This is a genomic window from Evansella halocellulosilytica (assembly GCF_002335745.1).
Taxonomy (GTDB): domain Bacteria; phylum Bacillota; class Bacilli; order Bacillales; family Salisediminibacteriaceae; genus Bacillus_CA; species Bacillus_CA halocellulosilytica.
Window position 1 is genome coordinate 2,090,278 of record NZ_NIST01000001.1, and the last position, 12,428, is coordinate 2,102,705.

General features: G+C 39.4%; 12 protein-coding genes. 7 read left to right on the plus strand and 5 right to left on the minus strand.

Annotated elements, in window-relative coordinates; translation table 11 throughout:
* Positions 1–223 precede the first annotated feature (223 nt).
* The 4 genes from CD001_RS09965 to CD001_RS09980 all read left to right on the plus strand — a co-directional run bounded on the left by CD001_RS09965 (position 224) and on the right by CD001_RS09980 (position 4,655).
* Positions 224–1,426, plus strand: coding sequence for a GTP-binding protein (locus tag CD001_RS09965; RefSeq protein WP_096187431.1), 1,203 nt, complete (start codon positions 224–226; stop codon positions 1,424–1,426).
* 15 nt (positions 1,427–1,441) lie between these two features.
* The gene (gene dcd, locus CD001_RS09970) at positions 1,442–1,981 is read left to right on the plus strand and encodes a dCTP deaminase (protein WP_096187433.1); all 540 of its coding nucleotides are present in this window, start codon (positions 1,442–1,444) and stop codon (positions 1,979–1,981) included.
* A 277-nt stretch (positions 1,982–2,258) separates the two neighbouring features.
* Positions 2,259–3,428, plus strand: coding sequence for an FAD/NAD(P)-binding protein (locus tag CD001_RS09975; protein ID WP_096187435.1), 1,170 nt, complete (start codon positions 2,259–2,261; stop codon positions 3,426–3,428).
* Positions 3,429–3,473: 45 nt separating this feature from the next.
* Entirely contained in the window at positions 3,474–4,655 is a 1,182-nt protein-coding gene (locus tag CD001_RS09980) for a GTP-binding protein (RefSeq protein ID WP_096187437.1), read from the plus strand.
* A gap of 228 nt (positions 4,656–4,883) precedes the next feature.
* On the opposite strand, the gene CD001_RS09985 is transcribed toward CD001_RS09980, so the two are convergent.
* The 5 genes from CD001_RS09985 to CD001_RS10010 form a co-directional block, all read right to left on the minus strand.
* Positions 4,884–5,855: an HD domain-containing protein gene (locus tag CD001_RS09985; protein ID WP_096187439.1), complete on the minus strand. Its 972-nt coding sequence runs from the start codon at positions 5,853–5,855 to the stop codon at positions 4,884–4,886.
* 196 nt (positions 5,856–6,051) lie between these two features.
* The gene (locus tag CD001_RS09990) at positions 6,052–6,771 is read right to left on the minus strand and encodes a 3-ketoacyl-ACP reductase (RefSeq protein ID WP_096187441.1); all 720 of its coding nucleotides are present in this window, start codon (positions 6,769–6,771) and stop codon (positions 6,052–6,054) included.
* A gap of 443 nt (positions 6,772–7,214) precedes the next feature.
* Positions 7,215–8,666 (minus strand): N-acetylglucosamine-specific PTS transporter subunit IIBC, encoded by a 1,452-nt coding sequence (gene nagE, locus CD001_RS10000; protein ID WP_096187444.1) that lies wholly within the window; start codon positions 8,664–8,666, stop codon positions 7,215–7,217.
* Positions 8,667–8,776: 110 nt separating this feature from the next.
* The gene (locus CD001_RS10005; RefSeq protein WP_096187446.1) at positions 8,777–9,595 is read right to left on the minus strand and encodes a PRD domain-containing protein; all 819 of its coding nucleotides are present in this window, start codon (positions 9,593–9,595) and stop codon (positions 8,777–8,779) included.
* Positions 9,596–9,617: 22 nt separating this feature from the next.
* The gene (locus CD001_RS10010; RefSeq protein ID WP_096190550.1) at positions 9,618–10,109 is read right to left on the minus strand and encodes a PTS sugar transporter subunit IIA; all 492 of its coding nucleotides are present in this window, start codon (positions 10,107–10,109) and stop codon (positions 9,618–9,620) included.
* A 460-nt stretch (positions 10,110–10,569) separates the two neighbouring features.
* On the opposite strand from CD001_RS10010, the gene CD001_RS25985 reads away from it, so the two are divergent.
* The 3 genes from CD001_RS25985 to CD001_RS10025 all read left to right on the plus strand — a co-directional run bounded on the left by CD001_RS25985 (position 10,570) and on the right by CD001_RS10025 (position 12,389).
* Positions 10,570–10,725: a transposase gene (locus tag CD001_RS25985; RefSeq protein WP_179298692.1), complete on the plus strand. Its 156-nt coding sequence runs from the start codon at positions 10,570–10,572 to the stop codon at positions 10,723–10,725.
* Between the two features lie 134 nt (positions 10,726–10,859).
* Positions 10,860–11,732, plus strand: a complete 873-nt coding sequence (locus CD001_RS10020; RefSeq protein WP_096187448.1) for an IS3 family transposase — start codon at positions 10,860–10,862, stop codon at positions 11,730–11,732.
* A gap of 333 nt (positions 11,733–12,065) precedes the next feature.
* Entirely contained in the window at positions 12,066–12,389 is a 324-nt protein-coding gene (locus CD001_RS10025; protein WP_257009973.1) for a cupredoxin domain-containing protein, read from the plus strand.
* Positions 12,390–12,428 lie beyond the last annotated feature (39 nt).

Here is a 12,428-nt window from a genome sequence, read left to right on the forward strand (position 1 = left end):
ATTAAAGCGTAATGATTACGATTTGAATCATGTAAGTATCATAACGAAAGATAGAAAAGAAAGTCAACTGTTACACATTTTTTTGACAATAAAAAAAGAAAAGCGTAAAATACAAATCGTAATAGTTACGATTTACACTGTGGATGTCCAAAAAAGCAACTATGAATGAGGGGAACACGCTGACGTTTCCCCTCTATCATGTTGCTAAATAGGAGGGAAAATAATGGAGAGGAAAATACCAGTAACTGTATTAAGCGGCTATTTAGGATCAGGGAAAACGACAATATTAAATCATATGTTGAAAAATCGAGACGGGTTAAAAGTTGCTGTCATTGTGAATGACATGAGTGAAGTCAATATCGATGCAGAATTAGTCAAGCAAGGAGGAGAACTTGCGAGAACTGAGGAAAAGCTCGTGGAGATGTCTAATGGATGCATTTGCTGTACATTAAGGGAAGACTTACTAGTAGAAGTTGAAAAATTAGCGAATGCCGGAAATATTGATTACATTATGATCGAATCAACGGGGATAAGTAAACCCGTTCCGGTTGCGCAAACCTTTTCCTATATTGATGAAGAACTAGGGATCGATTTAACGAGGTTTTGCCAATTGGATACAATGGTGACGGTCGTCGATGCCAATCGGTTTTGGAAAGATTTCCGGTCTGGGGACAGTTTATTAGATCGAAAGGAAGCGCTAGGTGAAGAAGATACGAGAGAGATTGCTGACTTACTTATTGATCAGATTGAATTTTGTGATGTACTCGTCTTGAACAAATGTGACCTTGTGTCTGAGGAAGCTCTAGCCAAACTTGAAAAGGTGCTTAGAACTCTTCAGCCAAAAGCAAAAATGATTCGCACGACAAATGGGAATGTTTCTCCAAGTGACATTTTAAACACGAATTTGTTTAACTTTGAAGAAGCGAGTTCTTCGGCAGGATGGATTCGTGAATTAACACATGGGCATGATCAACATACACCAGAAACTGAGGAATATGGAATTTCATCTTTTGTCTATATGAGAAGATTACCTTTTCATTCCGAACGTTTTTACCAATTTGTTCAAGCGATGCCAAGTGAAGTCGTAAGGGCGAAGGGGATCGCTTGGTGCGCAAGTCGAAATAACCTTGCCTTGCTCATGTCGCAAGCAGGCCCATCTGTTTCGATTGAACCGATTTCATACTGGGTAGGTTCGTTACCAAAAGCTGAACAGCAGCAAATGTTAAGAGAAAACCCGCAACTGCTTGATGATTGGGATCCACAATTTGGTGACCGTCATACGAAGCTAGTTTTTATAGGGACAGATTTAAATAAAGAAGAAATCATTCAACAATTAGACCAATGCCTGTTAACAGCGACTGAATATGACTCGGATTGGTCACTCCTTACGGATCCATTTAAGTGGCAGCTGCAAAAAAATAACTAGGGAGTAAAAAATATTATGATTTTATCGGGGAAAACGATTTTATCAAAGCAGACAAAAGGAGAACTACTGATTGAACCTCTCACAAAAGAACAAGTTCAGCCAGCTTCTATCGATTTACGATTAGGTAGCCATTTTTTAGCAGTTGATGAACATAACAATCAAGTACTCTCGATGGAAAAAGAAGCGAACTATAGAGAGGTTCATTCAGAACAGAGTATTATTCTTCCACCGCAATCATTTTTGTTAGCGACAACGGTGGAAAAAATCGAGCTTCCGAACAATTTAACTGCATTTGTTGAAGGACGTAGTTCGATTGGAAGGTTAGGGTTATTTATCCAAAGTGCTGGCTGGGTCGATCCAGGGTTCAAAGGAGAAATTACGTTAGAGTTGTATAATGCGAACCGACTTCCAATAGAATTAATAGTCGGACGGAGAATTTGCCAATTAGTCATTGCTGAAGTCAATGAAGAGGCCGTTCCTTACAATGGGAAATATCTCTATCAGTCAGGGGCGACGAATAGTAGAGTATATGCGGATCAAGATATAGAAACCTAGACTCCTGATTTAAATAGGAACAATTACGATTTGAACTGAGTATGGATAGAAGGAAACCGTTGATTGTGCGCAACTTCTGTACGATTGCGCGCAACATCTGTATGATTGTACGCAACTTCTTCATGATTGCGCGCAACTCTATATGATTGTGCGATTTTATGGCTCTATTGATTACGTATTTAGAGTAAAAATCTCCCGGTTGCAATTCAAGCCGATATCTTATATGATATAAATCGTAATTGTTACGATTTGACCAAAATGAACAGGTGGTGATTGATTGTTAGACTGGATAATCATTGGAGGAGGCATTCACGGATGTACGGTTACCAACTTCCTCCTGAAAAGCGGAAAGACGACAACTGATAAAATACGAATCATTGACCCGCATCCAGAGCCTATGTATAAATGGCGGCGAAATACAGCGTTTATCGGGATGGAATTTCTTCGTTCACCTTCTGTTCACCATATTGATGTCGATCCACTCGCGTTGGAGAAGTATGCAAAAAAGAACAATGAATCAAACCGATTGTATGGAAAATATGACAGACCGTCTTTAAGCATCTTTAATGAATATTGTGACAAGATTGTTGAGGATGTTGGATTACGTCAAACTTGGGTGAAAGGGAAGGTCAATGGAGTTTTTAAGGAACAGGATGATTGGTGCGTGCAAACTGAAAGCGGCCAACGTTTTCATAGTAAACATGTCGTCATTGCTATTAGTATTAATCATCGTTTAAACATTCCGGATTGGGCAAAGGAGATCAACGAAGAAAAAGCGTCAGCCTATCATGTATTTAATGAATCATTGACAAATGTCACCGAACTTAGCCCTCCGATTACTGTCATTGGCGGGGGGATTACTGCCGCACATACGGCAATAAAACTTTCATCTATTTATCCCGGCAAAGTGACATTACTAAAAAGACACCCATTTAGAATCCATTCATTTGATAGCGACCCTGGCTGGCTCGGTCCAAAGTATATGGCTTCATTTAATAAGGTAAAAGACTATAGCAAACGGAGAATAATGATCAATGAAGCAAGACATCGAGGTTCATTGACCCGAGAGTTGTATCATCGGTTATTGCATTTACGAAACGATGGAAGTTTGTCAATTGTTGAGGGAGAAGTGGAAGATGTAAAACAGGAGAACAACGATCCGTTAACGTTGCATTTAAAAGACGGGCAGCATATTAATACAAGTTCTATTCTCTTCGCTACTGGGTTTATCCCATCATTCCCAAATGAAGAGTGGTTGATTGATTTAATGAAAAGAGAAGATCTTCAATGTGCAAACTGTGGCTATCCTATTGTTCGATCTTCTTTGGAGTGGTGCCAGCATTTGTTTGTAACAGGTCCGTTAAGTGAATTAGAACTAGGTCCTGTGGCAAGAAATATTTCAGGAGCGAGGAGAGCAGCAGAGCGGATTGTTCAAAATATAAACTAATTTTCGTAATGAATATGATTATCGATTGGAGAAAGGGTGCTAACATTGGACCGAAAAATACCAGTAACGGTTTTAAGCGGATATTTAGGATCAGGAAAAACAACATTGTTAAATCACATTTTAGCAAATAAAGAAAATAAGAAAATAGCTGTTATCGTAAATGACATGAGTGAAGTAAATATTGATGCTTCTATGATCAAGCAAGGCACATTTGCCCGTTCAGAAGAGAAGCTCGTCGAGTTGCAAAACGGCTGCATTTGCTGTACGTTACGGGAGGACCTTATTATAGAAGTAGAAAAATTAGTTCAAGCCGGGAATATTGACTATATTGTCATTGAATCCACGGGAATTTCCGAACCGATTCCGGTTGCTCAATCGTTTACGTATATGGATGAGGAATTGGGCATAAATCTTCCAGAGTTATGTCACTTAGATACAATGGTGACAGTCGTGGATGCGAATCGTTTTTGGGATGACTATGCTTCAGGTGAAAGCTTGCTGGATCGAAAGCAAACGGATGATGAGAATGATGTACGTGAAGTCGTTGACTTATTAATTGATCAAATCGAATTTGCGAACGTGATCGTTTTAAATAAAACAGACCTCGTCAGTCGTGAAGATGTTCAGGAGCTAAAAGGCGTATTAATGAAATTGAATCCAGAAGCAACGATCATTGAAAGTATCCATACAAACGTACCTTTAAATCAAATTATCGATACAAATGCCTTTGATTTTGAAAAAGCAAGTCAAGGAGCTGGATGGATTAAGGAACTGAATGAGGAGCATGTTCCTGAAACGGATGAATATGGAATTCAGTCATTCGTATACAAACGAAGACGTCCATTTCATCCAGAAAGATGGAAGCAATGGTTGGAAAGTTGGCCGGAAGACGTAGTCCGTGCAAAAGGCTTCTTTTGGCTTTCCACACGAAATAATATGGCAGGACTATTATCGCAAGCCGGATCTTCTTTAACGATCCAAGGTGCAGGAGAGTGGGTCGCTGCATATCCGGAAGAAGAAAGAGAACAAGTATTAAAAGAAGAACCAGAGCTTTTAGAGCAGTGGGATCCGAAGTTCGGAGACCGAGTAACAGAGCTCGTTTTTATCGGCATTGAGATGGATCAGAATGAAGTCGAAGCTTCACTTGACACATGTTTGTTAACCGATCAAGAAATGGAAGAAGACTGGGTAACTTTCGAGGATCCACTGCCAGCTTATACTTATTAATTGGCTCATACGCAAACGATACTTGACGATCGTTTTAAAAAGTCTGTTAATCTAGAATCTGAAACAACCTTTGCAAGCCTCGATGTTTGACTTGTAAAGGTTGTTTTTAAACTTGTATCGGGGTTGTAACTTTTTGAATCTTGACAGTGCTTTACAGTCAAATGTTGTTGACATACAAATAAAAAATCTAAACAGGAAGAGACGAACCTGTCAGAAGGTTCGTCTTTTCTAATACGAAAAATAATACCTTTTTACAAATGAACGAATATCGTCTAATTGTTTTTCGGATTCGTAGGAAAGAGAACAAAGTGGAGTTCCATCTACTAACGGGGTTTTGTCATAAACCTTACTCACTTCCACTTTTTCGGCACCAGCTACGTAACCGTCTTGAATTGTGATTTTTTCAGGATGTAGCATAATGACCGTTAATATTTCGTTTACCTCATCCAAATCAGCGTCTCGTAACTGTTGCAGCAACTCATGATTCGTTAAGGAGGTAATGGACTGTAAACCAATCTTTTTTTGCTCCGTAAAAATAAAAATTGCTTTTGCTAGTAACGCATCTAAAGCGAGAACGACGGGATGTAAGAACGTTTTGTGATCCTCATAAATAGCTGACATAATATGCTTACTCGTTTCCAAATCAGCTTCTACGTAGTTTCCGCTAAAAGAAATGTTTTTCAAAATCGAAGATGGTTTGACGTGCATTTTTCCAAGCATATAACAATCTCGCAAAAAACTATCTAAATGATCTGCGCTTAGAAATGATGTTTTATGGGCCAACGGGGAGTCCTCGTTAAGAATGTGTGTGATCCTTTCAGGTGAAAAATCGTATTTTCGTAAAATGCTTGAAATCTCTTCTCCTTGAATCTTTTCCTCCGTAATGTCATGGTGGTTAAAATTAAGTGTTCGTTCAACTGCATGTGAAAAAGGAAGATGCCCGATATCGTGAAGAAGCGCAGCTAGTCTCAGTTCTTCCTTTTTTGGAAAAAATGTCGAGATAATCGTCCAAACGCCGACAGTATGCTCATATCTAGAATGCTTGGCAGAAGTGACATAAGAGCCGGTTCCATAATGGGATAAACCTTTCAATCTTCGAACCGTTTTTGAATGTAACAATTCAAATTCCCACGGATAAGGCTTAATACTCGTCTCATAAAAAGGATCATAAATCTCTTTTTCATTGTTGAATATATACATCTTCTTCCCCCTTAAGATACAAAATAAAAAGCCAGCTTCATATCTGGTAAGAGATACGAAGCCGGCCCATTTTCATAAATGAGAGTGGAATGTCCACGGTTTATCAGCTCGTAGTAAATTGTTATAATATACCATCGATTATACAATAGTTATTTTTGGAGTCAACAGAAATAAATGTGATTTGATCGAACTATATTTAAAATGGGTTCGTCGCCCATTGTGCAGCTGTTTTGATGAAGGTTCGCTGTTCGAGTTTAAGCTGGCTAACGATATATTCTGCAACGTCTTCTGCTTGAGTATATTTATCGGGGGTTCTTTGATCATTATTTTTTCCACGAGTAAGGTCTGTTTCAACAAGGCTTGGCGTCAAGATACTTACGCGAATGTTATGCTTTCGTACTTCTTGCATAAGCGATTCACTCATCCCGATGACGGCAAATTTAGATGCACTATAAGCACTAGAGCCTTCTGTTCCTTTCAATCCGGACATTGAGGAGATGTTGACAATGTCTCCTTTGTTACTTTCAATCATTCTAGGCAAGGCAGCTTGAGTGACATGGACGATTCCCATAACATTCGTATCAAGAACTTTACGCCAATCATCAGTTTGGAGATCAAGAAATGATCCTCTCACGCCAACCCCTGCATTGTTGATCAAAATATCGATGGAACCTAGCTTATTTTCAATCTTTTTCACAGCTTCGTGAGCGCCTGATTCATTCGCAACATCTGCAACTGCGGTAACAAAGTTGACGTCAAGTTCAGAAAGTTCCTTTCGAACGGACTCAAAACTCTCTTCTGAACGTGCAATTAGCCCGAGATCCACACCTTCTTTTGCGAGTGCAATAGCCGTTGCTTTACCAATTCCTCTGCTTCCTCCAGTGATCAGTGCTTTTTTACCGTTTAATGATTGCATGTAGAAATCATCCTTTCTAAATCGTCTATGTATCCTATTGTAAACAGGACTCCAATGAATGAACAAAATTCTGCTCAACGTTTTGCACAGATAGCTGTTAAAATACGTTCGTCAGTTCACAACTATGAGGGGTATATTAGACTTTTGGCGGCCATGAGATTCGTTAAATCGAGGAAAAGAGGCGAAATCGTTGTGTTTGAGGACATCAGATTCGTTATTGCCTGTAAAACATCAAAAATGATCGCCAAATGGCGATGATAGCGGAACCGATGTCCGTGAAATTGCTGAAAACATCGTTTTTACAGGAGATAACGGAATGGATGTCCGCACAATTGTTAGAGTGTGATTAAGCACTGTTCGATACGTGCAGCGTGCTACCGTATCAGCAAATAGCTCCTCGATCGATACGAAAGCCCCACCATTGCAATGGCGGGACTTTAATTTTATTTTCGTATTTTTGCGATTTCATCTGCAACAAATTGGACATGTGTGCCGACGATCACTTGAATACTATGTTTGTCGATGACGTTAACTCCAGGTACACCTGTTGCTTTAATGCGGTCCTGGTCTACTTTATCCATGTCTTTCACTTCGATTCGCAGACGAGTAACGCAGTTGTCAACGGACGTAACATTGTCGTCTCCGCCTAAACCTTCATAGATTTCTTTTGCTGCAGTTGCATATGCTGTTTGTTTGTCAGTAGGTTCTCCGTCTTGTTCATCTTCTGCAACAACCTCTTCATCTTCACGTCCAGGTGTTTTTAAATTGAACTTAACAATTAAGAAACGGAAGAGGAAGTAGTAAACAACTGCAAATCCTAAACCTTGAACGATTAACATATAGGGATGGTTCGCAAGCGGGAGTCTTGAACTTAATACAAAGTCAACGAGACCGGCACTAAATCCAAATCCTGCTGTCCATTGGAAGGATGCAGCGATAAACATCGATAAGCCCGTTAATGCGGCGTGAACGACATAAAGTGCAGGAGCTAAGAACATGAATGCGAACTCTAATGGCTCAGTAACCCCTGTAAAGAATGCAGCAAATGACGCTGCTAGTAGTAATGATGCAGCTTGTTTTTTCCTTTTCGTTTTAGCAGTATGATACATAGCTAGTGCTGCTGCTGGTAAACCGAACATCATAATCGGGAAGAAACCTGCCATATATCTTCCAGTAATACCTAACTCACCTGTTCCTGCCCAGAAGTTACCGATATCATTGATTCCAGCAACGTCAAACCAGAACACAGAGTTTAGAGCATGGTGGAGTCCTGTCGGGATTAACAGGCGGTTAAAGAAACCATATAACCCGGCACCTGCAGCTCCTAGTGTACTGATGAATTCTGCAAAGGAAACGAGTCCAGAGTAGACAACAGGCCATACAAAGATTAAAATGGCTGATGCAACTAGCATCGCAACAGATGTCATAATTGGGACGAGACGCTTTCCGCTAAAGAATGCGAGCGCGTCAGGTAATTGAACATGACTGAAGCGGTTGTACATATTTGCAGCGACTAAACCCGATAAAATCCCGACGAATGCGTTTTCAATATTTCCAAAAGCTGCATTGACGTTATCCGGTTCGATTCCTTGGAACATTGCGACAGAGTCAGGATGTAAGATAGTCGTTACGACAAGGAAGGCAACTAAACCACTTAATGCCGCGGAGCCATCTTTTTCTTTCGACATCCCTAATGCAACACCTACCGCAAACAGAATTGCGATATGGTCAATAATAGAACTTCCGGCTGTAATTAAAAATGCCGCGATGACATTGTCTTCACCCCAGCCGCTAGGGTCAATCCAATAGCCGATCCCCATGAGGATCGCTGCAGCTGGTAATACGGCAACCGGGAGCATTAACGATCGGCCTAGCCGTTGTAAATATTTCATCATAAATAATTCCTCCTAAAAAAATCGTAGTGCATGTCATTGTTTGTCCTGCTGAAAATAAGGAATCTACATGATAATGTCTTTATAGTTTTTAATAAAAATTAGAAATAAATTCATCCTTTTTGCAGCCTTTCTATGTGGAGCGTAATGTAGCCCAGTTCTTCTTCAGGCAAGTCAATTCCATGTAACGAAGATAATTCATGTCGAACTTCCATTGCACAGCTATAAGAACGTTTAAATTTTTTCTTAATCATTTCTAGCATTTCTTTGTCCATCGTATGTGCTTCATAGTGATGGGCGCGCGTTAATGCAAACCGAATATGCGTAATGAGACGTTCATATGCTAAGTCTTCTTCGTTAATCGTAATATCAAGATAATTCGCGATGGTATCTACCATATTTCTTAAAATCGTTGTCTGTCTGACTGTTTCGTGTAAATCACCTCCTTGAATTTTCATCGTATGAATATGAAGCGCAATAAAAGCCGCCTCATCTACTGGCATTTCTATATCGAGCTTTTCTTTAATGCGTTTGATCGCCCACATGCCAATATCAAATTCTTGTTTATATAAAATCTTTATTTCTTGCAGCAGCTTGTTTTTTAAATGGATGCCTTGTGATTCTCTTTCGATCGCAAACGATAGGTGATCGGTAAGAGCTAAAAAAATGTGTTCATTCAGTTTCGTATTTAATCTTTTTTCAGCATGTTGAATGATTTCTTCTGAAAGGATGAAGTGCTCTTCTGGAATACGTAGTAAAAGCTGCTGTAGCTTTTCATTTCCTTTCAAGACGAAAAGCTTTTCAATTTTATGCCGGTTCACAACGTCATTTTTCCTTTTATTAAAGGCGACCCCTGTACCAATTGCGATTTTTTCCTGATCTTCGTCTGTTATAATGACGGCATTGTTATTTAAAACTTTACTTATTTTCATACATGCCACTTCCTTATTAACTTTAACTTCGTCGATATGAAATGAGGACAGTTTCTCCTGCCTTCGCTTTTTCGGTAACTTTCAAAGAATAGTTTTTGTCCTGATCGTGACTGTTCGTAATGACAACTGGAGTGATCACATCTGTTGCATGCTCTCGGATATATTCCAAGTCAAACTCCATTAAAGGTTGTCCAACTGAAAGTTTGTCACCGGTGCTGACTTGTACTTGAAACCCTGCCCCATTTAAGGAGACTGTGTCTAAACCGACATGGATTAAAAGTTCTGTACCATCGTCTGTTTGGATCCCTATTGCATGCTTCGTAGGTGCGACTTGAACGACCTTTCCATCAACGGGTGCAACGACGACTCCGTGATTAGGGATGATCGCAACACCTTCACCCATCATTTTTTGGCTGAAAACTGGATCCGGTACCTCTTCAATATTTACTACTTTCCCATCTATTGGAGAAAATATTTCTTTTTCACTAGTTTTCTTTAAAAGCTTCTTAAACATTCTTTTTCCGCCTTTCTCTGTTGTCATTAACATGCTGTTGATCATTTTTAATAGAACGAAAAAAGGCATGGCGGTATTTAAAGGAATAGAGACTACTCCCTCAAACATACCACCATGCCTGATCTAATCAGTAACATGTGATCCATAATTTATTTGTGAGTAAATAGTAACATTAGTCTATGTCGAAATCAATCATTTTTTGTAAGCGGAATCAGAAAGTAGGTGAATGGTTGATTTTTTTGGATGATCGTTTCGCGGCCAGGAGATCCGTTAAGTCGATGGAATGAGGCGTTATCGAGGTGTTTGAGGACATCAGATTCGTTAATAGCTGCAAATCTTCAAAAATGACCGCTCGAATTTGATAATAGCGGAACCGATGAATATAGAATAAAAAGTGGACACCCCTTTAACGAACATTATAATTGGACATGATGAGATGATAATACAAGGAGGGGTTCCCATGGGTGAACGTCGGCAAAGGTATAGTGAAGAATTTACACGTCAAACAGTTAAATTTGCTCAAGAGCAAAAGCGAAAGAAAACGATGAGAGACATAGCACAAGAATTAGATATTCCATTAAGTTGCCTACATCAGTGGCGTAATAACTTCGTATAGCATACATTATACGAAGTTATAAGATTACGAGATCAAGAGCGTCAATTAAGAGAAAAAGACCGCAAACTAGCAGACACTCAAGAAGAGTTGGCAATTGTAAAAAAGGCGGTGCACATCTTCAGCAAACCACGGCCATGAGGTTCGAATTCATTGAAAAGCATAGCTCCGAATTTTCAGTGAAGAAGATGTGTAAAGTACTGCAAGTATCGCGGAGTGGCTATTTCAAGTGGAAAAAACGTGAGGTTAGTCAACAAGAGCTTCGAAAAAGAGAAATTCAAGACCGAATCGAGTACCATTTTAAAGATAGTCATGGGATTTATGGTAGTCCGAAACTCACCCAAATGTTGTGGAAAGAAAACTATCAAGTTAGTCAAAGAACAGTTAGTAAATATATGAATGAGCTAGGGTTACGCTCTTGTGTGTCCAAGAAGTTCAAGGTCGTTACAACAGATTCTAATCATGCAAATCCTATCGCTCCTAATAAATTGGATCAAAACTTTCGTATAGCAGCTCCTAACAAGGTTTGGGGTGCTGATATTACCTATATTCCTTGTCGCCAGGGGAAATTATACTTGGCGGTCATCCTTGATCTTTGTACTCGTGAAATTGATGGCTGGAGTCTTAAAGGTCACATCGCAAATGAAATCGTGTTAGAAGCTCTGGAAAATGCTTATGAATCAAAAAATCCAAACAAAGACTTAATCCATCATTCAGACCGAGGTACTCAATACGCATCAAAAGAATATCGTCAACGACTCGAAAGTTATGGTATGGAAGCTAGTATGAGTCGTACTGGCAAGTGTTATGACAATGCTTGTGTAGAATCATTTTTTAGTGTTTTGAAAAAAGAATTATTAAAAGGTCGTCGGTTTAAAACCAAGGAGCAGGCTTATACTAGTATGTTCCAATACATTGAGTTTTTCTATAATCGCAAAGGAATACACAGTTCTACTGGATACCTGTCACCAATGCAATATGCAAAGCACTTTGATAGGAAAGCTGCTTAATACGAGTAGTAGTTGGGCCCTTACTTCACCTAACCATCAAACAGATGATGAAGTGGAGGGGTCAAGCGGTTTGGGCTTGACGCTTCCGCTGAATTATCTATACTTTTCGAAAGGTGAACAAAGGCCAACTAGTTAAAGCAACTATAAATCCAAAAATTCGTTATTTAGGTGTCTACTTTCTTGACATAGGTCCACTGTGTCCTCACAGCTGACAAAGTGCTCTGCTTTCGTCGTCATATCTCCTCGATGACTTCATGAACGAATTCGTGTGTTAAAATAAGGGCTGTGAAATTGAATTTGAGCAGGATGAAGGGATGAACGTTCGTGAATGGCATGTTATATGATTTATTTTTAATTTTATTTGGAATTGTCCTCGGGATGATCGTGAAAGATCCATTAAAAAATCTTGTGACTGGAAAATTTAAAGAAGATGCGCGGCAAAAGAAACGGGTTAAGCTTTTATTACATATTCGTCAAAACGAAAAGACACATTTTACGACAGAGGATCTTGCTCAAAAGGTGTTTGCTGGAAAACTAGATACAGCAAACGTTTCGAAGCTATTGAAAGATATCGAAGAAACCGGATTAATTAAAGGGGTCGTCAGCAGAGATCAGGATGTGCGAAAAACGAAGTGGATCTATCAAAAGCAACAGTAAATATGTACAAGAAAAGCCACCAACAGCTAGATGGTGGCT

Bases quoted from the DNA above. Each gene is read 5' to 3' on its own strand.
- CD001_RS09965 (WP_096187431.1), top strand. From the start codon at position 224: ATGGAGAGGAAAATACCAGTAACTGTATTAAGCGGCTATTTAGGATCA.
- dcd (WP_096187433.1), top strand. From the start codon at position 1,442: ATGATTTTATCGGGGAAAACGATTTTATCAAAGCAGACAAAAGGAGAA.
- CD001_RS09985 (WP_096187439.1), bottom strand. From the start codon at position 5,855: ATGTATATATTCAACAATGAAAAAGAGATTTATGATCCTTTTTATGAG.
- CD001_RS09990 (WP_096187441.1), bottom strand. From the start codon at position 6,771: ATGCAATCATTAAACGGTAAAAAAGCACTGATCACTGGAGGAAGCAGA.
- nagE (WP_096187444.1), bottom strand. From the start codon at position 8,666: ATGATGAAATATTTACAACGGCTAGGCCGATCGTTAATGCTCCCGGTT.
- CD001_RS10005 (WP_096187446.1), bottom strand. From the start codon at position 9,595: ATGAAAATAAGTAAAGTTTTAAATAACAATGCCGTCATTATAACAGAC.
- CD001_RS10010 (WP_096190550.1), bottom strand. From the start codon at position 10,109: ATGTTTAAGAAGCTTTTAAAGAAAACTAGTGAAAAAGAAATATTTTCT.
- CD001_RS25985 (WP_179298692.1), top strand. From the start codon at position 10,570: ATGGGTGAACGTCGGCAAAGGTATAGTGAAGAATTTACACGTCAAACA.
- CD001_RS10020 (WP_096187448.1), top strand. From the start codon at position 10,860: ATGAGGTTCGAATTCATTGAAAAGCATAGCTCCGAATTTTCAGTGAAG.
- CD001_RS10025 (WP_257009973.1), top strand. From the start codon at position 12,066: ATGTTATATGATTTATTTTTAATTTTATTTGGAATTGTCCTCGGGATG.